Raw genomic sequence first — 24,634 nt, 5'->3', positions numbered from 1 at the left:
TCGCAATGATTTGTTTCACTTGTTACCCCATACTCGATCCCTAGGAGGAACTCCACATGATTCAAGCTGTAATGTTAGATTGGGCCGGCACGATGGTCGACTACGGAAGCTTCGCGCCGGTCGCCGCATTCCGCAAGTTGTTCGAGGAGCGCGGCATCGCCGTCTCCGACGCCGATATCCGCAAGCCGATGGGCCGGATGAAAATCGACCACCTGCGCGATATTTGCGCCCAGCCGGCCGTGCAGGACGCCTGGATCAGCCGATATGGCGCGCCGGCGAGCGAAGCTGACGTACAGGAGCTGTATGCGTCCTTCGAACCGGCACTGATGTCGATCGTTCGTGAATTCGCCGAGCCGGTGCCGGGCGCCCTCGCCCTCGTCGACCGACTGCGCGGCGCCGGCATCAAGATCGGCACGACGACCGGCTATACCCGGCCGATGATGGACCTGCTTATGCCCGAGGCGGCGCGCCGCGGCTATGCGCCGGATTCGTCCGTGACGCCGGACGAAACGCAAGGAGGCGGGCGTCCGCACCCGTGGATGCTGCTGCGCAATGCCGAAGCGCTGGGCGTCTATCCGATGCACGCGGTCGTCAAATGCGGCGACACGGAAGCCGACATGCAGGAGGGCCGCGCCGCGGGCGCCTGGACCGTCGGCGTCGTCTTCGGCGGCAACGAGCTCGGTCTATCGCAAGCGGAGACCGAAGCGCTGGATAACAGCGAACGCGAGCGGCTGCTCAATGAAGTAGCATCTCGGCTGACGGCAGCCGGCGCGCACTACATCATCCGCGAGATCGGCGAGCTGGACGGCTTGTTCCCAAACATCGAAGCGCGTCTAGCTAAGGGGGAGCGTCCATGAATCAGCAGCCTGCCTCCCCGGTCTTTCGTCAAGATGCGGCCGCACCATCCGTCTTGAACCCGTACCTGCTGCTCACGCCCGGCCCGCTCAGCACGACCGCGACCGTGAAGGGCGCCATGCTCCGGGACTGGTGCACGTGGGATAGAGAATACAATGCGCTCGTCCAGTCGATCCGCGGCCGTCTGACCGCGCTGGCCGCCCCCTCCGATCCGTCGCGCTATACGGCGGTGCTGATGCAAGGCAGCGGCACGTTCAGCGTCGAGGCGACGGTCGGCACGGCGCTGCCGCGCCTTGGCGGCAAGCTTGCCGTGCTGACGAACGGCGCCTACGGCGATCGCATCGTCCAGATCGCCGAGCGTCTGGGCATCGCCCATACAGTCGTCGCGTTCGGCGAGGTCGCGCAAGCCGACCCTCGCGCGCTCGAGGCGGCGCTGGCCGCCGATCCTTCCATCACGCACGTCGCGCTCGTCCATTGCGAGACGACGACCGGCATCCTCAATCCGCTCGAAGAGATCGCCGCCGTCGTCAAGCGCCACGGCCGCATCTTCATCGTCGACGCGATGAGCAGCTTCGGCGGCGTGCCGCTCGACATGGCGGCGCTCGATATCGATTGGCTGATCAGCAGCAGCAACAAATGCATCCAGGGCGTGCCCGGCTTCGGCTTCGTCCTCGTTAAGCGCGACGTCATCGAGACGTGCGGCGACAACGCCCGCTCGCTGTCGCTCGATCTGTACGACCAATGGCTTACGATGGAGCAGCAGGGGGGCAAATGGCGCTACACCTCCCCGACGCACGTCGTCCGCGCGTTCGATCAGGCGCTGATCGAGCTGGAAGAGGAAGGCGGCATCGAAGCTCGCCACCGCCGGTATGCCGAGAACCAGCGGGCGCTCGCCTTCGGCATGGCGCAGGCCGGGTTCGTGCCGCTGCTGCCCGCCTCGTGGCAGTCGCCAATCATTACGGCGTTCCGTTATCCAGAGCAAGGCGGGTTCGAGTTCGCCTCCTTCTACAACGACTTGAAAGCCGAAGGGTTCGTCATCTATCCGGGCAAAATTTCAGCCGCCGACACATTCCGGATCGGCAGCATCGGCGACGTGCAGCCGGCCGACATGGCGCGTCTGACGCAAGCGGTGCTGCGCCGGATGAGCGAAGCGAGCCAAGTGTAGGCGTTAGCCCGTGCAGCGCCGGATATGCGAAGCGGGCTATACGTTGGCGTTTGCCGCGCCGGCAGTCGCTTCCGCCACATGGCAGCCGGTTGCGGGCGTGCACTAAGCTCGCGCGCAAGCGCAATTGGAACGACGTCCGCATGCCGCTCCCACATCCGTTATTTCTGACGCACTCCATTTTCCGAGAGGGGTATATCGATCCATGAAAGTATTCTGTCTAGGCGGCGCGGGCCGCATCTGCCGTGAAGCGGTGCTCGATCTGGTCCAGCATTCCGAATTCGAACGCATTACGATCGGCGATTACAACGCGGAGGAGGCGCAGCGCGTCGCGGACGAGCTGAACGATTCCCGCATCGACGTCGTGCAGGTGAACGTGCGCGATCATGACGCGACAGTCGCCCAGCTGCGCGGCTACGATATCGTCATGGACGGCACCACCATCACGCTGAACGGCCTGTCCACCGCCTGCATCGCGGAGGCCGGCTGCCACGGCATCAATTTGAACGGCTTCGGCGACGAGGACCGCAGCCAGGACGGCTTCGTCCGCCACGGACGCACCTGCCTGCCGGGCTTCGGCATGACGCCGGGCGTGACGCAGATGATGGCGATGCATGCGGCGAACCAGCTGGACGAGGTGCACGAGGTACGCGTCAGCCACGGCTCCTATCGCCCGATCGCCTTCTCGAAGTCGATCGCCGAGACGACGACCTACGAGTACGATCCGCAGCTGCCGGGCCGCGTCGTGTACGAGAACGGCGCCTTCCTGCAAGTGCCGCCTTTCGCCCGTCCCCGCAAGATCCAGTTGCCCGAGCCTTACGGCGCGGCGGTGCAATACATCATCCCCCACGCCGAGACGCGGACGCTCGCCGCGGCGCTCCAGGCCAAAGGCGTGCGTCTGATCGAGGTGCGGGGCACATGGCCGCAGCAGAACATGCGCTTAGTGCGCGCCTTGTACGAATACGGGTTCATGCGCAATGACAAGATCGCGATCGGCGATACGAAGATGGGTATCATGGACGCTATCGGCGCCTACCTATGCGAAGCGCCGGAGGGCCGCGCGACCGAGCTTTACGGCTACGCGCTCCACGTCGAAGTGACCGGCATCGCCGATGGCCGTCTCATGCGCCACACGCTGACCCACACGCATCCAAGCTCGGACGGCTCGGTCCCAGGCTGGGAAGGGTTGCGCGCCTATACCCGCAACGTCGGCATTCCGCTGGCGATCGCGGCCGAGCTCATCGCCAAAGGCGAGACGCTGTGCGCGGATCGTCCGGGCATCGTGACGCCGGAGGAAGCGTTCGAGCCGCAGGTCATTTTCGAAGCGCTGCGCAAGCGGGGTATCCATATCCACGAGACGATCGAGTCGCTATAGCCGCCTATATGCCCATCAATCGAGATAGGAGCGAGAAGCCATGTCCCTTGCGGGAGAAGAACGCAAACAAGTCATCTTGAACCTGCTGCAGCTGCAGGGCAAGGTGCGCACGCCGGAACTCGTCGCCACGCTGGAGGTGTCCTCGGAGACGGTGCGCCGATATTTGGAGGAACTCGAGGGCGATTCGAAGCTGAAGCGCGTCTACGGCGGCGCGGTCAAAATCAACGTCGAACGCGAGGAGCCGGCCTACGTCCAGCGCGAGGTGCTGCAGGCGGAGGAGAAACGGCGCATCGGCCACGCCGCCGCGTCGCTTATCCAGGACCGCGAGACGATCGTGCTCGACGACGGAACGACAACGCTCAAGATGATCGACACGCTTGTCATGCGCAAAGGACTGACCGTGCTCGTCACGAGCGTCCATACGCTGAACCTGCTGATCGGCTACCGCAACCGCGGCGTGTTCGACGGGGAAATCGTGCTAATCGGCGGGCGCGTCAACACGAAGCATTACCGTACCTCCGGTTCGCTCGCCATCCATTTTATGAGCCATTTTCACGTGGACAAAGCGTTCCTCGTCGCCGACGGCTTGCAGATCGACGGCGGTATCACCGCCTACGAGGACGAGCGCGCCATGCTTTCCCGGACGTTCATGAAGCACGCCAAACAATCGATCGTGCTCGCCGACCATACCAAGATCGGAACGAACCATTATTGCCGCATTGCCGGCCTTGAAGAGGTCGACATCGTCGTCAGCGACGTTGCCCCGCCGAAAGAATGGCACGCCCGGCTGGAAGAGAAGGACATCCATTGGCTGGTCGCGTCCCCGCTCACAACACAATGAATCACAACTATATCGCAAAAGAAAACAATTTATTAACGTGCATTTTACCTTGTATTAAAGAACCAACTTTATAGTAGAGATTGTGAGGAATAACAATTAACGGGGAGCGAGACCAATGAAAAAACGCGGTTTAACCGCACTGCTGCTGCTGATCGTCCTGATCGCGCTGACTGCTTGCGGAAGCACGGCCAATAATGCCGGCAATAACGGGAACGCTGACAGCTCGGCAGCCGGAGGATCGAACGTCGCTGCGAAGGGGAGCAGCGGCGCTAATGCCGGCGTCGATGCGGACAGCAAAGAATTGACCATTTACACCGCGCTCGAGGACGACCAGATCGAGGCTTACCTGGCCACATGGAAAGCCCGGCATCCGGACGTGAAGCTGAACATTGTGCGCGATTCGACAGGCATCATCACGGCGAAGCTGCTCGCCGAGAAGGACAACCCGCAAGCCGACGTCGTCTGGGGCACGGCCGCCACGAGCCTGCTCGTGCTCGACCAGAATGGCATGATCGAGCCATACTCGCCGAAGGGGATCGAGCGCGTGAATGCATCGTTCAAGGACAGCGCCGACCCGGCGCATTGGGTCGGCATCGACGCTTGGGAGACGGCAATCGCGGTCAATACGGTCGAGCTGGAGAAGAAAGGACTCGCCATCCCGCAATCGTACGAGGATCTGCTGAAGCCGGAGTATAAAGGACTTATCACGATGCCGAATCCCGCTTCGTCCGGCACAGGCTTCCTGACCGTGTCCGGCCTCGTGCAGCTGAAAGGCGCCGACGCGGCATGGGCTTACCTGGACAAGCTGCACGAAAATATCGGCATGTACACCCATTCGGGCTCCAAGCCGGCCAAGATGTCGGGCACGGGCGAATACCCGATCGGCATCTCGTTCGGCTACCGCGCCATCAAGGAGAAGAGCGGCGGCTCGCCGGTCGAAGTCGTCTTCCCTAGGGAAGGCTCCGGCTGGGACGTGGAGGCGAACGCGCTCGTAAAGAAGGACGCGATCAAACAGGTCGCCAAAGACTTCCTCGACTGGGCGATCACCGACGACGCCATGAAAGAATACAACAAGAACTACGCGATCGTCGCGGTTGGCGGCGAAGGCGCTGCGATTCCCGAAGGCTATACGACCAATCCGTTGAACCAGCTGATCAAGTACGATTTGTTGCAAGCCGCGAAAGACCGCGACGCCATTCTGGCAGAGTGGACTAAACGGTACGACGGCAAAAGCGAGCCAAAATCGTAAGGTTCGGGACAAAGAGGCCAAAAAGCCGCCGGCGTGGATATCCGCGCCGGCGGCTTATCGGCGCGCGGGCCATGCACCCCTCCGCTGCCGCCCACATACCATGGGATAGCAAAAATTCCAATATAATGGCGGTGCTAACGTGTATTCTTATCGTTCCTCTTCCCTTTATTATCCGGCTGTTGCCTACCGACCTTACGGACCAGCTTCTCCCGCTGATTCGTTCTCTCCCGCAGACACGCGGGCATTCCCCCCGGTCGACACGAAAATTTTCGAAGCGTCCGTGGGCAGCTTCTCCAAATTGATGAGCGACGGCTCCCTGCTGCTGAAGAAGCTCAGCGATCCCGGATTCGCGCATCAATTGATGAGCGCCTCGCAAGAAGGCAAGCAGGACGCCGTGGACAGCATGCTGAAGAGCGTCGGGTCCAGCACGCCCATTCATACGTCTTACACCCCGACGGGAGTGACGTTCACGCTCGAGGTCGACGGCTGCTCGCTGCGCATGATGCTCCGTTGGGGCCTTTAAGGGCCGCGCGCAAACAAGACGCCTTTCGCCGGTGGCCGGAGGCGTCTGTTCGTTGGCCCTATTTTCCGCGTACATAAGCGAACAAGCCTCCGACCAGCCGCTTGAACGGCCGGATGGAAGCTCGCTTCTCGCCATGCTCTTGATTACGCCTTTTCCCAAGAGACGTTGACAGACCCCGCATAAGCGGATCCGTTGACGTCGTACATCGATTTTGGAAGCATGAGCGGCCATTTGCGATAGAGCGGGTTGCCCGACACGCGTTCGCCAGCCGCGACCACGACGATGTCGCCGTCCGGGTGGCCGATGACCGCGCCATCCTCGATCACCGCTCCTTCCCCAATAATCGCGCGGGTAATCCGAGCCTGCCGCCCGATGCGCGCGCCCGGCATGACGATGCCTTCGCGGACCTCCGTGCCACGGCCGATCGCCACGCCCCCGAACACTACGGAGCGCTCCAGATCGCCTTCGACGGAGCTGCCTTCATGCACATACGACGTTAGAATATCCGCGTGCGGGCTGACGTACGACCGGAACGCCTGCTTCCGCTCGCGCGTAGCTACCGGCCACGCGTCGCACGAGGCGTCCAGCTCGCCGTCGAGAATATCCATATGCGCTTCCCAAAGGCTCTCGACCGTGCCGACGTCGCGCCAGTAGCCGTCGAACGAATACGCCTCCAGCTGCTCCCCGGCTTGCAGCATGCGCGGAATGATGTCTTTACCGAAATCGTGGCTCGACCGATCGTCCTCGCAATCTGCCAGCAGCACGGCGCGCAGGTCGGCCCAACGGAATATATAGATGCCCATCGAAGCCAGATTGCTCTGCGCCTTGGCTGGCTTCTCGACGAACGAGGTAATCCGTCCTTTGCCGTCCGTGTTCATGATGCCGAAGCGGCTTGTCTCTTTCCAGGGCACGCGCTTCACCGCGATGGTCGCCGCCGCGCCGGACGCCTTGTGCGCCTCCAGCAGCTCGCGGTAATCCATATGATAGATATGGTCGCCGGAGAGCACGATGACGTGTTCGGGCGCCTTGGCGTCGACGAAGTCGATGTTTTGGCAGATTGCATCCGCCGTGCCTGCATAGCCTTCGCGGCCGACGCGCGCGGAAGGCAGCAGCGCGATGTCCGTCTCCCGGCCGTCGCCAGTATGACGCCAAGCGGAGCCGTCTCCAATATGGGCATGAAGCGATTCTGCTTTATATTGAGTCAGCACGCCGATCGTCGAAATCCCCGAGTTCACGCAATTGCTGAGTGTGTAGTCGATAATGCGGCACCGTCCGCCGAAAGGGACGGCAGGTTTGGCCAAGTGAGTCGTCAGCGGAGCCAGTCTTCGGCCCTCGCCTCCGGCAAGAAGCATTGCGATGCATTCGTTGGTGTTCATGTTACGGTTCCTCCCGACGTGTTTTGGTATAACGTTAATACACCTCCCCTCACGGCTTGAAACCCGCGCCGTTCTTACAAAAAAATAATGTCGCCGTCCATCGCCGACACTGATTCAGCCGCCTGAAATAGTGGTAAATGGAATGATTTGGGTGTTTTTGTCCTCTGGCTATTGGTCTAAATTCGCTGGCGCCTTGAGCAGCGCTTATCGGGCGAGGCTAGGCCTCTGGCTGGACACGCTATTCGCGCCATCTGCAATGCTCCGCACGCAATAGCTACCTCAGCGTTGCTATCGCGCCGCACCGCAGCCCAGCTCTCGCCCGAGCAACAAAAAAGGAGGGCTTGGCTGCCACCTAAACCTCCCCCTTTCCTCCCGCCCCAATGCTAAGCTGATGCCTTAGGACCGATTTCAAAACCCACTGAAGCTTTGTCCGCGAGGACAAAAGCGTGCCCCACTCAAGCCAACCCGCCGACCGCGAACAATTGTGGCTGCACGAAGAAGGGTGTCCAGAGGGCAAAGCCCTTTGGTTCCCCTCGGCGGAGGGGGAAGGGGGAGGGCACGCCAAAAGTGGGGTTAAAGGGGCGAAGCCCCTTATCTCGCCGCTTACAGCGTGCGCATCATGATCCGGTACCCGTACGGGTCGAGCTTGATCGTCTGCACGCCGTCTTCGACCGGGACGCGCTCGCCCGTCAGCGCATCCGTCCAATCATCGGTCTCCAGCGGATGCTCCATCTGCGTCTCCTCCGGCGTGTTGTTCATCCAGATGATGAAATGCTCGCCTTCGCCGAGCCGCTCGTAGATGACGCGCGAGTCGCCGCCATCGGCCTTCAGGAAGCGGAAACGCCCGCTGCGCAGCACCGGGTGGGACTTGCGCAGGTCGATCAGCAGCTTGTAGAAATCATGCAGGTCGCGGTCCTGCCGCTCCTCCTCCCACACCATGCACTGCCGGCAATCCGGATCGCCGCCGCCCTTCAGCCCGACCTCGTCGCCGTAGAAGATGCACGGCGTTCCGATGTACGTCAACAGGTACACGACGGCCAGCTTCAAGCGGCGCTTGTCCTCGCCGGCGCGCGTCAGCACGCGCGGGGTATCGTGGCTCGAGAGCAGGTTGAAGATGACCTCGTTCGTCTGCTGCGGATACCGCATGAGCAGATTGTTGATTTGCTCGGCGAACGCCCGCCCGTCGAAGGCGTCTTCCACGAAGAAGCCGAGCACCTTGTCCGCGAACGGGTAGTTCATGACCGAGTCGAATTGATCGCCAAGCAGCCACGGGCGGGACTCGCTCCACACTTCGCCGATGATGTAGGCGTCCGGCTTGAGCTCCTTCACGGTTTTGCGGAAATCCCGCCAGAAATGGTGGTCGATCTCGTTGGCGACGTCCAGCCGCCAGCCGTCGATGTCCGCTTCGCGAATCCAGTGCGTCGCCACCTCCAATAAATACTGTTTGACCTCGGGATTGGCGGTGTTGAGCTTCGGCATGTTGCCGTAGAAACCGAACGTATCGTAGGTCGGCACGCCGTCGCGGACCTCGGGCGGGAATTCCCGGATGTGGAACCAGTCCGCGTATTTCGATTTCTCGCCCTTCTGCAGCACGTCCTGGAAAGGCGGGAACTGCTCGCTTGTATGGTTGAACACCGCGTCAAGCACGACCCGGATGCCGCGCGCATGGCATTCGCGCACGAGCTTCTTGAGCGTCGCCGTATCGCCGAAATGCGGATCGACCTTCATGTAGTTCACCGTGTCGTACTTGTGGTTGGACGGCGCCTCGAAGATCGGCGTCAAGTACACCGCGGTCACGCCAAGGTCGGTCAGATGGTCCAGGCGTTCCAGAATGCCCTTCAGGTCCCCGCCGAAGAAATTCTCGCGCGTCGGCTCTCCGCCCCAATCGCATACGTCCTCCGGGCTGATACTCGGATCGCCGTTCTCGAACCGGTCCGGCATGATTTGGTAGAACACCGCTTCTTTCGCCCACTCCGGCGCCGCGAATATATCGATCTCGTGTATGTACGGAAACTCGTAATAGCCGCCCGGCGGCTCCGGCTGATCCGGCCCGATGCCCGATTCGGTCATGAATACCGTCTCTTCGCCGGTCCGCATCCGGAATCCATAGGAGAACCGCTTATACTTGGGCTTAACCGCCGCTTCCCAATAATCGAAAAAATGGTCGTAAGCGATTTTCTCCATCGGGACGTCCTCGTGACAGCCGTCCCAATCGTACTTGTCGCCCGTAACGGCCGTAACCTCTTCGACGTCATCGCGCTTCGTCTGCACGCGCAGATGAATCGTATCCTTGTCGTAAGCATACGCCCAGTTGCTCCTCGGCGAATGATGAAAGCACTCCCATTGCATGCGCATCTCTCCTCTTCTCGAAAAACGAACCGCCGCGATTCCGCGCCCACCCCTGCCGACTTGACATGAGGCTCGGGCATTCAGGCGCCTGACAAGCGGTTCATGTTTAGTACACACTTACACCCGCCGCAAGCGCCGTGAATCGGATGGCCGTAAGCAGGCAGAATCGGCCGCCTTTCCAGACGCGGGCTTGTTTCACGGCGGATGCCTACGGGTATATGAAAGTAGTCACACGAGCAGCGGAGACATCATCGCACCCCGATGGTGCTGCCGCGCCTAACAAACGCAAAAGCGGAGGGATGGACGATGCAGCAAACACCGAGCGTTCAAATTGTTACGACGGCGATGGATGCCCTGCACGCGGTCCGGGATCTGAACCGCAGGGGTTATCGCCAGGACAACATTTTCGTATTGGCGCATGACCGGGACGAGACCAAATCGTTGGCCGGCGCCACGGACGCGAGCGAGATCGGCATGACCGAGGAAGGCGCGTTCACGACCATGGCGAACGTATTCCGCTCCCGAGGCGACGAGATCCGCGCCAAGCTGCAAGCGATCGGCATTCCCGAATCGGAGGCTGAGCGCTACGAAGAGGAGCTCGACCAAGGTCGGCTGCTCGTCATCACGAACGTACAATAACGGATCTACCATAATGCGAATGGTCGCAAACCCGTCAGGGTTGGCGGCCTGTTCGCATGTGCGCATTTATACTTCATACAAAGGAACGCAGGTGAGCGAAAGACGTGAAGACGAAGACGAGGTTGATCATCAGTTTCATCGCCGTCATTCTGCTGCTCGGCTTCTTGGGCATAACCGGGCTGAACAACGTGACGCGCATGGGGGAGAAGCTGGACGAGGTGTATGACGACCGATACCAGAAGCTGATCCTCGCTTATGAGTTGAAGAGCTCGGTTCAGAATACGGCCAAAGGGTTGGTCAACATTCTGACGATGCCGACGAGCGCCAATCTGATCAAGAACGAGGCATTGCTCGTCGGCGAACCGGCGATGGCGCGCGAACGCATCGGCCAGTTGGACGATAGCGTAACGAATGACCTCCGCCAAACGCTGCTGGCCGACGTGAAGCGATCCGCCGAGCACTTCTTCGGCTACGAGACGCAGGTCGTCGAGCTCATTCGGCAGGGCAAGAGCCAGGAGGCGATCGCGCTTCGCGAGAAGGAAGGGCTGCAGTTCCAGAACGAGACGATCGATGCGATCGACGCCTTGACCAATTACCAGCGGAGCGCAATGGATGCGGCCGTCGCGGCCGCGCGCCAAGCGAACAGCGAATCGCGCATGGTGCTCATTACCGCCTCCGTCATCGGCCTAATCCTGGGCATCGCGACGATGCTGTGGAATCTGACCGGCGTAACCAAAGGGCTGAACAACCTGAGCATGCTCATCCACTCGTACGCGCACGGCACGCTGGACCGGAACGTCCGCAAGCGGACGGAGACCGGCGACGAGTTCGGCACGGTCGCCAAGGCCTTCAACGCGCTGGCCGACAATCTCGAAGAGAAGACGGCAGCCGAACAGGCCTACAATCGCAAAGTCGAAGACGAGGCTTGGGTCAAAACGAATCTCGCGAACGTCACGGTGCTGCTCCAGAACGAGCAAAACCTCGAACGGCTGGCGAAGCTGTTCATCGATCAGATCGTCCCGATCACGGGCGGGACGTACGGCGGCCTCTACATACGCGACGGGCTCGGCGATGAGAACCGGCTGAAGCTCCAGGGCGCTTATGCTCCGCACGATCCGGATCTGTTCGAGCAATCGTTCGCGTTCGGCCAAGGACTCGTCGGCCAATGCGCGATCTCGCAGGAGACGATCCAGCTGGACGATCTGCCGGCCTCCCATGTCCGGGTCAAGTCCGGGCTGGGCGAGACGCGTCCGCTTCATCTGCTGCTCGTGCCGGTCATGTATCAGGGCCGTCTGCTCGGCGTCGCCGAAGTCGCTTCCTTCGAAGCGTTCGATCCACGCCAGACCGAGCTGCTGCACGAGCTGGCCGCGGCACTCGGCATTATTCTGAATAACCTGTTCGGCCGCATCCGAATCGAAGAGCTGCTGCGCGAGTCGCAAGCGCTCAGCGAGGAGATGCAAGCGCAATCCGAAGAACTGATGAGCCAGCAAGAAGAGCTTCGCCGCTCCAACGACCGGTTGGAGGAACAGACCCGGGCGCTCAAGAAGTCCGAGGAGCAGCTTCAGTCCCAGCATGAAGAACTGGAGCAGACCAACGAGGAACTTCTGCAGAAGTCCCACCTGCTCGAGCTGCAGATGCGCCAGACGGAACAGAAGAACGAGCAGATCGAGAAGACGAAGAACGCGCTGGAGAAGCAGACCGTCCAGCTTGCGCTCGCGTCCAAATATAAATCCGAGTTTCTGGCGAATATGTCGCACGAGCTGCGTACGCCGCTAAACTCCATGCTTATCCTGTCGCAGATGCTCATGGACAACAAGGAGCGCAACTTGACCGGTAAGCAGATCGAATTCGCCACCACGATCCATTCCGCCGGCGGCGACCTGCTGAAGCTGATCGACGAGATTCTGGATCTGTCTAAGATCGGCGCGGGCAAAATGAACCTTGTCACCGAGCACGTCCCGATCTCGGATATCTTGTCGGCGATGCGCCGCAGCTTCACGCCGATCGGCCAGCAAAAAGATCTCAGCTTCGACGTGCAGCTGGCGACGGATGTGCCGAAAGAGATGTACACGGACAGCCACCGCGTGAAACAAGTGCTCAAGAACTTGCTCTCCAACGCCTTCAAATTCACGCACCGCGGCGGCGTCGTCCTGACGGCGCGGCTAGCGTCGGCGGAGGAAGCGGCCGGGCTCGGCAAGACGCACGAGGCCGGAAGAATGATCGCCTTCGACGTACGCGACACGGGCATCGGCATCTCGCCGGATAAACAGGATATTATTTTCGAGGCGTTCCAACAGGTCGATGGCACGACCAGCCGCATCTACGGCGGCACGGGCCTTGGCCTTGCGATCAGCCGCGACATGGCCGGCCTGCTCGGCGGCGGCATCACGCTCGCGAGCAGCGAGGGCAAGGGCAGCACGTTCACGCTGCTGCTGCCGGAGTTCCACGTCGCCGATCCGACGGCAACAACAGAGCGCGATAGCGCGGCGGCCGTCATGGCCAAAGCAGATGCGATCTTGCCGGGCGCGGCGGCGCTGCTCGCCGCGCCGGCTTCCGAGACGCCGCAGCCAGAGCCCTTGGCGCAACCGGAAGCTGAACGCATCGATGACGACCGGGAAGCAATCGGCCTGGAAGATCGCGTCGTGCTCATCGTCGAGGACGACGCCAACTTCGCCCGCGTCCTGCTCGATATCGCGCGCGGCCGCGGGTTCAAGGGAATCGTCGCCCTCCAGGGTGACCACGGCGTCGCCTGCGCCAAGACGTATACGCCGGATGCGATTCTGCTCGATATCATGCTGCCGGTCATGGACGGCTGGTCCGTGCTGCATCACCTGAAGCACGATCCGGATACGCGCCACATCCCGGTCCATGTCATCTCCATGATGGACGACGTGCAGCAAGGGCTGTCCATGGGCGCCATCGCGTATTTGAAGAAGCCGGCGGCCAAAGAGAAGCTCGATGCCCTGTTCGGCCAGATCGAAACGTTCTTGGAGCGGGACCTTAAGCATCTACTCGTCGTGGAGGACGATTACGCGCAGCGCACGAGCATCATGGAACTGATTGGCCACGACGACGTCGTCATCAAGGCCGTCTCGACTGGCAAGGCCGCGCTGGAAGAACTGTCGGCCCAGCACTACGATTGCATGGTGCTGGATCTGGGATTGCCGGATATCTCCGGTTTCGCCCTGCTGGATGCCATTCGGCGCAACGAGAGCCTGCGTGATCTGCCGATCATCATCTACACCGGCCGCGAGCTGGAGAAGAAAGAAGAGCTGCAGTTGAAGAAATACGCGGAAACGATCATTATTAAAGACGTGAAGTCTCCCGAGCGGCTGCTCGACGAAACGACGCTGTTCCTGCACCGGGTCGTGGCTGATCTGCCCGAAGACAAACGCAACGTGCTGCGCCAGCTTCACAGCGTGGAGGCGATATTCGAGGGCAAGGACATTCTGATCGTCGACGACGACATTCGCAACGTCTTTGCGTTATCCAGCGCGCTGGAAGGGTATAAGATGAATATAAGCTTTGCCGAGAACGGCCTCGAAGCGCTCGAAGCGCTCGAGAAGAACCCGGGCGCGCAGCTGATTCTAATGGATATGATGATGCCGGAGATGGACGGATACGAGACGATGCGGCGCATTCGTGCCAATCCGGCTTACGAGAAGCTGCCGATTATCGCCATTACGGCCAAGGCCATGAAAGAAGACCGCGACAAATGCATTGAGGCCGGCGCATCCGACTATATCGCCAAGCCGGTCAATATCGATCAACTGCTGTCATTAATGAGGGTGTGGTTATATAAATAACGATTGGATGGACAGCGGGACCAGTGAACGGGAGCGGATCGAGATCACGCTGCTCCTCGAGGGACTCTACCAGCTGTATGGCTATGATTTTCGCAACTATGCATTCTCGTCGGTCCGCCGGCGCATCTGGCACCGCGTGCACGCGGAACGGCTGCCGAACGTGACGGCGCTCACCGAGCGGATGCTGCACGACCGCGAGACGATGAACCGGCTGCTGGCCGACTTAACGATTCACGTCACCGAGATGTTCCGCGATCCGGAGGTGTTCCTCGCCTTCCGCCAGCATGTCGTGCCGCTGCTGCGGACGTATCCGTTCATCCGGATCTGGCATGCGGGGTGCTCGACGGGCGAAGAAGTCTACTCGATGGCGATTCTGCTCAAAGAGGAAGGCTTATACGACAAAACGCGCATTTACGCGACCGACATGAACGAACGCGTGCTCGATCTTGCGCGGGAAGGCGTATTCCCTATCGACCGGATGCAGACGTTCACCCGCAATTATATGGAGGCCGGCGGCAAAGACGCATTCAGCCGGTATTATACCGCGCGCTACGACTCCGTCCTGTTCCATTCGGAGCTGAAGGCGAATATCGTCTTTGCCCAGCATAATCTGGTCACGGACCGCTCATTCAACGAGTTCAATGTCATTTTCTGCCGCAACGTTATGATATATTTCAATAAAGAGCTGCAAAACCACGTGCACAGCCTGTTGTACGACAGTCTCAGCACCTTCGGGGTGCTCGCGCTCGGCACCAAAGAATCAATCAACTTCACGAGACACGCGGACGCCTATGAAGAATTGGACGCCCACAGCAGGCTGTACCGGAAGATGAAATAGAAGAGGCAGGTGAACGCGAAGGCGATGGTAACATACGACGGACCCATTAACATCCTGCTCGTGGATGACCACCCTGACAATCTGCTCGCGCTGGAGGCCGTTCTCGGCGATTTGAATTACAACTTGGTCAAGTGCCTCTCGGGCGAGGAAGCGCTGCGCAACTTACTGCGGGAAGAGTTCGCCGTTATATTGCTGGACGTGCAGATGCCGGAGATGGACGGCTTCGAGACAGCGCGCTTGATTAAGATGAGAGAGAAGACGCGCGAGACGCCGATTATTTTCATCTCCGCCACCAGCAAGGAATCGGAGCACTTCTTCACCGGCTACGAGGTCGGCGCGATCGACTATATGCTTAAGCCTTTCGTTCCCCAGATCCTGCGGACGAAGATCGAAGGTTTCGTACGGATGTACATCGGCACGAAGACGCTGCAGCTGCAGACCGAGCTGCTCCATCAGAAGACGCGGGAGCTGGAGAAGATGAACCGCGAGCTGATGCGCACCGCCTACCAGCTGAACAAGACGCAAGCGCTGGCGCGCGTCGTGCAAGAGACAAGCAGCGATACGATGGTGACCTTCGACGGCGAAGGGCGCATTCTGGCCGTGAATCCTGCCCTGACGGCCATGTTCGGCTATCAGGAGAGCGAGGTGATCGGCGCTCCGATCGAGCAGCTCATTCCCTGCTTCGAGGGGGGCAGCTTCAAGGAATCCGACGCGGATGCGGCGCTTAGCCTGCCGACAGGCAAACGGGTGGAGCTCGCGCCCCTTCGCAAAGACGGCAGCCGCTTCCCGGCGGAGATCCAAGTCGGCGTCGCGACAGTGGACGACGAGCGAATCTACGCCTGTACGGTCAGCGATATGACCGAGCGTAAGCAGTTCGAGCTCGACCTGATGAAGGCCAAGGATGCGGCCGAGATCGCAGCCCGCGCGAAGACCGACTTCTTGGCGATGGTCAGCCATGAGATTCGCACGCCGATGAACGGCGTGCTCGGCATGACCGAGCTGCTGCTGGAGACCGGATTGTCGTCGGAGCAGCAGGATTACGCCCAGATCATCCACAAGAGCGGCGACGCGCTGCTGTCAGTCATCAACGACATTCTCGACTACGCGAAGATCGAATCCGGCAAGCTCGAAGTCGAGGAGATGCCGTTCCAGCTGGACCTCATCGTCTCGGAGACGTTCGAGCTGTTCACGGCCAAGACGAAGCAGCTCGGCCTTCATCTGGCGTACGAGCTGGACCCGGGTCTGCCCAAGATCGTCATCGGCGACGGGCTGAAGCTTCGTCAGGTGCTCATCAACCTGGTCGGCAACGCGGTCAAATTCACGCCGCAGGGTTCCGTTCGCGTCGAGGCGCGGCTCGGCCGCATGGACGAGAACGCGATCGAAGTGCATTTCGCCGTCCATGATACGGGCGTCGGCATTCCGGAAGAGAAGCTGCCGCTGCTCTTCCAGCCGTTCTCGCAAGTCGATACGTCGCTTACCCGGCGATACGGGGGAACCGGCCTTGGCCTTGCGATCTGCAAAAACCTCGTGGAGCTGATGCGCGGGACGATTCACGTCGAGACGAACGAAGCCGCCGGCGCCACCTTCCGCTTCACGGTGACCGTCAAGCCATACAGTGAGGACGAACGCAGCCGTCAGGATAACGGTACCGATCTGACGCCCTGGATGACTCAGCCCGGCTGGTTCCATGACGCGTTGTCGGAATCCGAATCGGTCGTAAAGGCGTTGGAGAATCCTGCAGCGGCGTCCCTAATGGGTGCCGTCGATATCCCGATGCCCAATCCAGGCGCGGCCGATCAAGACGCCAGCTTCGCCGGCTCCGATTCAGCAGGCGCCGCAGCTGAGAACGCAGGCAGGCTGTCAGCCAGAGCCGAGCGTACGGGCTTGGACGGCCGATTGCCTTCGCGCATTCCGGAGATCAGCTTCGCCTCGTTGTTCGAGTCCGGCAACCGGGAGTTATCCTGCAGCCTCGAGGTCTTGCCGGATGAGCGCGAACCGGCGATCGGCGGCGGGGCGCCTCGGGTGCTAGTTGCCGACGACAATGAGATCAATCAGAGGCTGACGATCGGCATGCTGGAGAAGCTCGGCATCTGCGCCGATGTGGCCGCGGACGGCGGCGAGGCCGTGGCCAAATCAGCCGAGAACCGGTATGCGCTCATTCTGATGGATATGCGCATGCCGGTCATGGACGGCTTGGAGGCGACCCGCCAGGTTCTCGCCGCGAGCGGACCGCCGCATTCGCCCGTCGTCGTCGCCATGACGGCCAACGTCCTCCCCGCTGACCGCCAGCGCTGCTTGGAAGCCGGGATGGCCGACTTCCTGGCCAAACCGCTGCAGTTCGAAGCCGTCAAGCGGCTGCTGCAGCGTTACCGTCTGCTTTCCACCTCCTAGACAAGAAGGGCTGTTCCGCACGCGTCTCCAAGACGACGAACGGAACAGCCCTTCGTTTTCGTTCGGAACTCCATGTACACCGCAGCTAGCATGCAAGGCCTCGCTTATGCTGCTTACCCTCGCAGCAGCGATTCCGCGCCGTCGACGTACACTTCCGTTCCCGTGATGTGGTTGGATTCGTCCGAGGCCAGGAAGAGCACCAAATTCGCCACCTGCGCCGGCTTGCCAGGCCCGTCCTCAAGCGGCTGGTCGCCTTCCGGGAATTCCATCGGAATCGTCACCTCGGCAAGCTCCGGCTTGCGGTCCGTGTTCTGGTCGATATGCGTCGTGATCGCGCCCGGGCAAATCACGTTGACGCGTATGCCGAACTTGGCCAATTCAAGCGCAGCCATCTTCGTGAACGCGACTTGTCCGGCTTTCGACGTACTATATGCGCTGAAACCGATGTTCGAGAAGACGCGGTTGCCGTTGATCGAGCTGGTGACGATGATACTGCCTCCTTGTGCCTTCAACGCCGGAATGGCGTGCTTCACCGTAAAGAACGTCCCCTTGAGATTAATGTCGATCGTCGTGCCGAATTCCTCTGGCGTCATCGTCTCGATCGGCGCAAGCACGCCGTTGATGCCCGCGTTAGCGAAGACGATATCCAGCCGCCCCCACTTGTCCGCTACCTTCCGGTATGCGGCCTCCATGTCGTCGTTGCTCGAAATATCCGCGCCGATCGCGATCGCCTCGCCGCCTGCTTTCTCGATGCGCGCCAGCACGGCTGCGACGCGTTCCTCTTCCCGGTCGAGCAGCGCCACCTTGGCGCCTTGTTCAGCCAGCCGCAACGCCGCAGCGCGTCCGATCCCCGATCCCGCACCGGTTACGAGCGCGATTTTCCCTTGAACCCTGCCTTGCCCGTTTGCTTGTGCCATGCCACATGCCCCTTCCTCGCTAACTTGACTGTGCTTCCACTTAATACCCGTTTGGTATTTCCCAAAAACATGAAAGTCTATGCGAACGGACAAGCGCGCGTTATAGGTCTTGCCGCCTGATATCGTCGAAAACGCGACAATAACCGCGATAAACGGATCTTCGCTGCGATAACGGCTCATGTAAGCGCTGCCCCCAGCCAAATATCGCCATCCAAGCCCCAACGCACGATTCCGCGTCCGTTTACATGCAGCGCTTCCCGGGAGTATGATAGCTTCCGTACTAGCAACCAGCATCGCTGAATCTCCGAACAGGAGAACGGGGGAACCAATCGTGAACGCCGCCACACGGCGCTCACCGGGGTGAATCGGCCATTCTCGCGCAAGAAGCGCGGCGGCCGTAGGGCGACTCTAACCGCCCGAATCCGACAGCTAACCTCGTAAGCGTCATTAGAGGGGGTCTAACACTCATCGTTCGCACCGTGAACGCAGGGGTCTTACCTCTGCGTTATTTGGCGTTTCATAAAACGCGTCCAAGGTGAAGAACCTAACCTTTAAAAAGAGGTTTTGGGACGCGCGTGGGCACGGGTAAAGACAATACAATGATTCTTTCGGGTGGTGAAAGCGCGTGTTTACCGCAATTAAGCGATTATTAATCGGGCGGCCCTTGAAGTCGACAGAGCTCGGCGAACAGAAATTGAACAAGACGAAGGCGCTGGCGATTCTATCCTCCGACGCGCTCTCCTCGGTCGCTTACGGACCGGAGCAAATTTTGATCGTGCTGATGGCGGCCGGGGCCATCGCGTTCTGGTACTCGATCCCGATCGCGATCGGCGTGCTGGTGCTGCTAACGGCGCTCATTCTGTCGTACCGGCAAATTATCCATGCCTATCCGCACGGCGGCGGCGCCTACGTCGTCTCCAAGGAGAATCTCGGCATCTGGCCCGGACTCATAGCCGGCGGCTCGCTGCTGGTCGACTACATTCTGACGGTCGCGGTCAGCGTATCGGCCGGCACGGACGCGATTACGTCCGCGTTCCCGTCGCTGCACGATTATACCGTGCCGATCGCGATCGTGTTCGTCATCTTCATCACGATTCTGAACTTGCGCGGGGTGACCGAATCCGCTTCGGTACTGGCGTACCCGGTCTATCTGTTCGTACTCGCGCTGTTCATCATGATCGGCGTCGGCCTCTACGATATCGCCAGCGGCCATGTGCCGCCGGAGCTTCACGCATCCATCGGCACGCCTGTCGCGGGTATCAGTCTCTTCCTGCTGCTGAAGGCTTTCGCCTCGGGCAGTTCCGCGCTAACGGGCGTGGAGGCGATCTCCAACGCGATCCCGAACTTCAAAGCGCCCGCCCCCAACAACGCCGCGAAGACGCTCGCCGCGATGGGCTTGCTCCTGGCGCTGTTATTCTCGGGCATCGTCTTCCTGGCCTGGTATTACGGCATTACGCCGCACCCCCAGGTAACCGTCGTCTCGGAGATCGCGGAGCAGACGTTCGGCCGCAATGCCATGTACTTCTTCGTCCAAGGCACGACGGCGCTCATTCTGATTCTGGCCGCCAATACCGGCTATTCCGCGTTCCCGCTGCTCGCGGTCAGTCTCGCCAAGGATAAGTTCATTCCGCGGATGTTCACCGTGCGAGGCGACCGCCTCGGCTATTCGAACGGCATTCTCATGCTGGCCTTGTCGTCGATCCTGCTTATTATTGTGTTCAACGGCCAGACCGAGCACCTGATTCCGCTGTATGCGGTCGGCGTCTTCATTCCGTTCACGCTGTCGCAGACCGGCATGATGCTCAAGTGGATACGGCAGAAGCCGGAGGGCTGGAGACTCAAACTGACGATTAACGGGATCGGCGCGCTGATCTGCCTCGTCGTGACGCTGATGTTCTTCCTCACGAAATTCTGGCAAGTATGGCCCGTATTAGTGTTCTTGCCGCTCATTATTATGCTGTTCCGCAACATTCGCAAACATTACGATGCCGTTGGTGATCAACTACGGCTATCGACGTGCGAGCCACCCATTACGGTCGAGGGTAACGTGATTATTTTGCCGGTGGCGGGCATTACCCATGTCGTGGAGAATTCGCTGCGCTACGCCAAATCGCTGAAACCGGAGCAGATCATCGCGGTCTACGTGCCGTTCGAGCGGGAGGACGAGGCAGCCTTCGAGGAGAAATGGAAACAGTGGCAGCCGGACGTTAGGCTTGTTACGCTGCACTCCCCGTACCGCAGCATTATCCAGCCGCTGACGAAATTCGTCGATACGGTACAGCGCAAAGCGGGCGAGATGAATGTGCAGGTGACCGTCATCATCCCGCAGTTCATTCCGAAGAAAGGCTGGCACAATATTTTGCATAACCAGTCCAGTCTGCTCATCCGCGCCCATCTGCTGTACCGGCGCGACGTGATTGTGACAACGGTGCCGTACCATTTGAAGAAGTAGGGGGGACCTCCCCCCTTCACTTCCCCCTCCGCCGTAATGCTATCAGGTTAAGAAGGGAATCCGCCCCTTGGGCCCCACTTTTGTTGCTCCCTCCCCCTTCCCCCTCCGCCGAGGGGAACCATAGGACTTCGCCCTCTGGACTCCCCTTTTCGCGAAAGCGCGGTCGTTTGGTGGTCGGCGGTTTGCTTTTGAGCATGGCACGCTTTTGTCCTTGCGGACAAAGCTTCTGTGGGCCTGAAGTCAGTCCTAAGACATAAGCCTGTCAACTTTAGGCCTATGTGGCTTCACCGGACGTTTTTCCTTAACATGACAGCATTACTCTCCGCCGAGGGGAACCATAGGGCCCCGGCTCAGCGTATGCTTCCGAAGCACGCTTTCCGCCGGAAAACGCTTAGGACAACCCGATATACCGTCTTTCGTTACGCGGCCGTCTTCGAAGTGTCCTTTCGGGGTAAGCCCGCGATTGTCCTGTCGGACAAAGCTTTCGTCCGCTTTACGTTTCAAACCCAAAATGATCAGCTGCATAATTGCCTACACAACAAGAAAGCAGGGGCCGCAATGGCACCCTGCTTTCTTGTTGTATTTGTTGTATTGACGGGCTCAAACCAACGTCGGCCCCCTACTCTTGACGGTCCGGCAGCTGCTGAACGTAACTGTCCGAATACTGCAGCAGTTTGAGCGCGTTGTCGTAATCTTGCTGCGTGACGGTCTCGACCGGCTTCGCCCCATCTCCTGTCAGCGGATATTCTAGGCCATCCTTGAACGCGACGCCCGGGATATAGAGCGATTGCCCGCTCAGGAACGAGCCCGACGGCAAATAATAGCGCTGCGGAAGCAAGTTGTACGTCTTCTGATTGAGCAAATCCTGCCCGAAGTGAACATGATCTTCGATCGAAATGCCGAGCAAATTCATCACCGTCGGCATGACGTCCGACTGGCCTCCGATCTGCTGCTGCCGAGAAGGATAAGTTACGTTGTCGCCGGCGATAATGAATGGGATGTTGATCATGTCGGTATACGTATACGCCCGGCCGTAGATCTCTTCCATCAGCGCCTTATCGTCGCTGTCGAGCGAATACTTCGGCAGGCCCAGGTGGTCGCCGTAGACGAGCAGGATGCTGTTCTCCCACACGCCACTCGCCTTCAGCTCCTCGATGAACTTGCCCAGCGCGTAGTCGGCATAGCTCTGCGCGCGAATGTAATCGCCGACGAACGTGCCCTGATAACGCTCCGGCAGCTTGATTTTATCCTTCTCCTCCGGAATGGAGAAGGGATGATGCGCCGTCATCGAGATGACGTGGGCGTAGAACTTCGTGCCCGCGTCCTGCTTCTTCTTCAACTCCTCCGCCGTCTTGCGGTAGAGCACCTCGTCGGATGCGCCGAAGAACACCTTATCTTCTTCGGTGAAGAATGTTTTGTCATAGTAGTGCGTAAAGCCGAGCGCCTTGTACAAATTCTCCCGGTTCCAGAACGCTACGTCGTTCGTGTGGAAGTTGTACGATTCGTAGCCGCTGGCCTCCAACAGCTTCGGCATGCTCGGCAGCGCCTTGTCCGCATACTGCATCGTCGCCGCGCCGTGCGGCGGGATGTAGAACGACGTGTTCACGACAAATTCCGCATCGGACGTATTGCCCTGCCCAACCTGCTGGAAGAAATGCGGGAAGTAGAAGTTGTCCCGCGCCAGCTTGTTCAAATTCGGCGTCACTTCCTGACCTTCGATCTTCAAGTCGATCAAGAAGTTCTGGAACGCCTCCATCTGCACGATAATGACGTTGCGCCCTGCGGCCGCTCCCGTCAAATTCGGCGACGCCGGCTCCTGGATGCCTTTCATCGCGTCGATCGCATCCTGCGTAATCTGATCCGCCGCGACGATCGTCTCGTCCTGCTGATCAGCTACCGTGAACGCCTCGTAGTTGAGAATGCCCATCTCTTCGGCTTGCTTGATCTCGTTCATGCTGGCCCGGTTCGGCCAAATGTTGAGCAGGCATAGCGCCGCGGAGACGATGAACAAGACCCCTACGGTGCCGCGGTTCAATCTGCGGGCGCTCCGGTGCCGCCAGAGCCGATGGTTCGCGCTCCGGTAGATGAGCAGCGGAATCAAGATAATATCGGTGAAGATGAACAAGAAATACGGGTCCAGCAGCTCGAACACGCTATCCTTGACCGCCGTCACCTGATTCACCTGCTCCAGCGCATGGTACGTCACGATGACGCCGAAATATTTGTAATACATAATGACTGCGAAGAAAATACTCGTAAACAGCAGGTTCAGCGCCATGTAATAGATCAGCTTGCGCTTGGATGCGAACCACTCCAGCAAGCAAAACGCCAGCCAGCAGAACGGCAGCTCCGTGACGAGCGGCTGCCAAGTCGGCGTCGTGTCAAAGATGACGTGCCAAGCCAAATACCCTTTAATGAGCATAATAATCGTAAAAAATATGAACGGTCGCGTGCTTATCAGACGATGCGTCGTCGATAAGGACATGATCGCACCTCCCTATCCCCCAAACAATCTGCCTTCCGCCAGTAAACCGAATAACATTGTATATTATGCGCCCGCCGTGGGCTGATGTCAAAATGGAAATACCGCTTCCATCCGCTGGTAATAGCGTGCAAAGACAGCAAAAAAACCATGCCCCTGGCAGGAGCATGGTTAGTATCGCAGACAAGGGCAGCCTCCCCAGATGGGGGTATACGCAGCGGCGGCGCTGCATGATACCGATTGCGCGGCATGCGGCATTTCGCCAGAACCGCCGATATCGGCACCGTGAGCGGCACCGTTATCGGACCGCCGCTTTGCCGCTATTTGGCACGGGCTTATTCGCCGCGCAAGTAAGACTTCGGCAGAATGCCCCGGCGGGTCTCGCCATTGGCGCGCAGCGCATGATACGCCCAGTACGGGTCGCGCAGCATCCCGCGGCCGACCGCGACCAGATCCGCATCGCCGCTTGCGACGACGGATTCGGCCAGCTTCGCATCGTCGAGGTTGCCGACGGCGATGACCGGCAGCCCGAGCGCCTGCTTGATTTCGCGCGCGAACGCCACCTGATAGCCCGGATAATTGCCCGGCTTGCGCTTGCCAGCCGGTCCTTCCCCGCCCGTGCTGACGTGGAACGCGTCGGCGCCGGCCGCTTTGTACTGCGCAAGCACCGGCAGCAGATCGCTCAGGTCGTAGCCGCCGTCGATGTATTCGATCGCCGACACGCGGAGGATGAGCGGCATGCCTTCCGGCATCTCGGCCTTCACTGCGCGAATGACCTCTACGCCGAAGCGCGCCTTGTCTTGGCCGTATTCATCCGTCCGATCGTTGATGGACGGCGAGTGGAACTGGTGAATCAGATAGCCGTGGGCGCCGTGCAGCTCGATCGTGTCGACGCCGGCTTCGACCGCACGCCGTGCGGCGTCCGCGAACTTCGTCACCATAGCGCCGATCTCGTCCTTCGTCAACGCGCGCGGCACCTTGAAGTTCTCGTCGACGCGCAGCGCCGAGGGACCGACTGGCTGCGCCGCGTCTTCGGCCTTGCGCCCGGCATGGGCAATCTGGATGCCGACTTTGGCGCCGTACTTCTGCGATTCCTTAATGAGGCGGGCGAAGGCCGGGACTTGTTCGTCCGACCATAGACCAAGATCATGATCGGTAATGCGGCCGTCCGGCTCGACGTCGGTCATTTCGATAATAATAAGTCCCGTCCCGCCGATCGCGCGGGAGACGTAATGGACGTAGTGCCATTCATTGGGGATGCCGTCTTTCGCCTCGACGGCGTATTGGCACATCGGCGGCATGACGATCCGGTTTTTGAGCGTAAGATTACCCAGCGTGAACGGTTGATCTAAGTATGGCATGAGAAAGCGACACTCCTA

At 60.0% G+C, this 24,634-nt stretch carries 16 protein-coding genes and 1 riboswitch; of the genes, 11 read left to right on the top strand and 5 right to left on the bottom strand.

Annotation, left to right across the window (positions count from 1 at the left end):
- Positions 1-56: 56 nt before the first annotated feature.
- The 6 genes from phnX (at position 57) to ACFFSY_RS12945 (ending at position 6,005) form a co-directional block, all read left to right on the top strand.
- A complete protein-coding gene (phnX, locus tag ACFFSY_RS12970) occupies positions 57-857 on the top strand; it encodes a phosphonoacetaldehyde hydrolase (protein WP_377494490.1) in 801 nt (266 codons plus the stop codon).
- On the top strand, positions 854-2,020 hold the full coding sequence (phnW, locus tag ACFFSY_RS12965) for a 2-aminoethylphosphonate--pyruvate transaminase (RefSeq protein WP_377494488.1): 1,167 nt from the start codon (positions 854-856) through the stop codon (positions 2,018-2,020). Before phnX ends, phnW begins: the two co-directional genes overlap by 4 nt.
- A 202-nt stretch (positions 2,021-2,222) precedes the next feature.
- Positions 2,223-3,392, top strand: a complete 1,170-nt coding sequence (locus ACFFSY_RS12960) for a saccharopine dehydrogenase family protein (protein WP_377494486.1) — start codon at positions 2,223-2,225, stop codon at positions 3,390-3,392.
- Between the two features lie 40 nt (positions 3,393-3,432).
- Positions 3,433-4,233, top strand: coding sequence for a DeoR/GlpR family DNA-binding transcription regulator (locus ACFFSY_RS12955; protein WP_377494484.1), 801 nt, complete (start codon positions 3,433-3,435; stop codon positions 4,231-4,233).
- 115 nt (positions 4,234-4,348) lie between these two features.
- Positions 4,349-5,482, top strand: a complete 1,134-nt coding sequence (locus ACFFSY_RS12950; RefSeq protein WP_377494482.1) for a putative 2-aminoethylphosphonate ABC transporter substrate-binding protein — start codon at positions 4,349-4,351, stop codon at positions 5,480-5,482.
- 139 nt (positions 5,483-5,621) lie between these two features.
- A complete protein-coding gene (locus ACFFSY_RS12945; protein ID WP_377494480.1) occupies positions 5,622-6,005 on the top strand; it encodes a YuzC family spore coat inner layer protein in 384 nt (127 codons plus the stop codon).
- 143 nt (positions 6,006-6,148) lie between these two features.
- Here ACFFSY_RS12945 and ACFFSY_RS12940 read toward each other — a convergent pair whose 3' ends face one another.
- Positions 6,149-7,381 carry a sugar phosphate nucleotidyltransferase gene (locus ACFFSY_RS12940; protein ID WP_377494478.1) on the bottom strand — a complete coding sequence of 411 codons (1,233 nt, stop codon included), beginning with the start codon at positions 7,379-7,381 and terminating at the stop codon, positions 6,149-6,151.
- A 603-nt stretch (positions 7,382-7,984) separates the two neighbouring features.
- Positions 7,985-9,730 carry an alpha-glycosidase gene (locus tag ACFFSY_RS12935; protein ID WP_377494476.1) on the bottom strand — a complete coding sequence of 582 codons (1,746 nt, stop codon included), beginning with the start codon at positions 9,728-9,730 and terminating at the stop codon, positions 7,985-7,987.
- 306 nt (positions 9,731-10,036) lie between these two features.
- Between ACFFSY_RS12935 and ACFFSY_RS12930 the strand changes: the two genes are divergently transcribed.
- From ACFFSY_RS12930 to ACFFSY_RS12915, 4 genes are all read left to right on the top strand, one after another.
- Positions 10,037-10,369: a YflT domain-containing protein gene (locus ACFFSY_RS12930; RefSeq protein ID WP_377494474.1), complete on the top strand. Its 333-nt coding sequence runs from the start codon at positions 10,037-10,039 to the stop codon at positions 10,367-10,369.
- Between the two features lie 104 nt (positions 10,370-10,473).
- On the top strand, positions 10,474-14,175 hold the full coding sequence (locus ACFFSY_RS12925) for a response regulator (protein ID WP_377494472.1): 3,702 nt from the start codon (positions 10,474-10,476) through the stop codon (positions 14,173-14,175).
- 7 nt (positions 14,176-14,182) lie between these two features.
- Positions 14,183-15,013: a CheR family methyltransferase gene (locus ACFFSY_RS12920; RefSeq protein WP_377494470.1), complete on the top strand. Its 831-nt coding sequence runs from the start codon at positions 14,183-14,185 to the stop codon at positions 15,011-15,013.
- A gap of 24 nt (positions 15,014-15,037) precedes the next feature.
- Positions 15,038-17,404 (top strand): response regulator, encoded by a 2,367-nt coding sequence (locus ACFFSY_RS12915; RefSeq protein ID WP_377494468.1) that lies wholly within the window; start codon positions 15,038-15,040, stop codon positions 17,402-17,404.
- A 113-nt stretch (positions 17,405-17,517) separates the two neighbouring features.
- On the opposite strand, the gene ACFFSY_RS12910 is transcribed toward ACFFSY_RS12915, so the two are convergent.
- Positions 17,518-18,321, bottom strand: a complete 804-nt coding sequence (locus ACFFSY_RS12910) for an SDR family oxidoreductase (protein WP_377494466.1) — start codon at positions 18,319-18,321, stop codon at positions 17,518-17,520.
- Between the two features lie 284 nt (positions 18,322-18,605).
- Positions 18,606-18,781: riboswitch (cyclic di-AMP (ydaO/yuaA leader) on the top strand.
- A gap of 165 nt (positions 18,782-18,946) precedes the next feature.
- On the opposite strand from ACFFSY_RS12910, the gene kimA reads away from it, so the two are divergent.
- Positions 18,947-20,773: a potassium transporter KimA gene (kimA, locus tag ACFFSY_RS12905; RefSeq protein WP_377494464.1), complete on the top strand. Its 1,827-nt coding sequence runs from the start codon at positions 18,947-18,949 to the stop codon at positions 20,771-20,773.
- Between the two features lie 619 nt (positions 20,774-21,392).
- Here kimA and ACFFSY_RS12900 read toward each other — a convergent pair.
- Both ACFFSY_RS12900 and ACFFSY_RS12895 read right to left on the bottom strand, forming a co-directional pair.
- Positions 21,393-23,258 (bottom strand): LTA synthase family protein, encoded by a 1,866-nt coding sequence (locus ACFFSY_RS12900; RefSeq protein WP_377494461.1) that lies wholly within the window; start codon positions 23,256-23,258, stop codon positions 21,393-21,395.
- 332 nt (positions 23,259-23,590) lie between these two features.
- A complete protein-coding gene (locus tag ACFFSY_RS12895; RefSeq protein ID WP_377494459.1) occupies positions 23,591-24,616 on the bottom strand; it encodes an NADH:flavin oxidoreductase/NADH oxidase in 1,026 nt (341 codons plus the stop codon).
- Between the last annotated feature and the right edge of the window lie 18 nt (positions 24,617-24,634).

Source organism: Paenibacillus aurantiacus (assembly GCF_042431225.1).
Taxonomy (GTDB): domain Bacteria; phylum Bacillota; class Bacilli; order Paenibacillales; family Paenibacillaceae; genus Paenibacillus_Z; species Paenibacillus_Z aurantiacus.
This window is presented reverse-complemented; position numbering and strand designations above follow the sequence as displayed.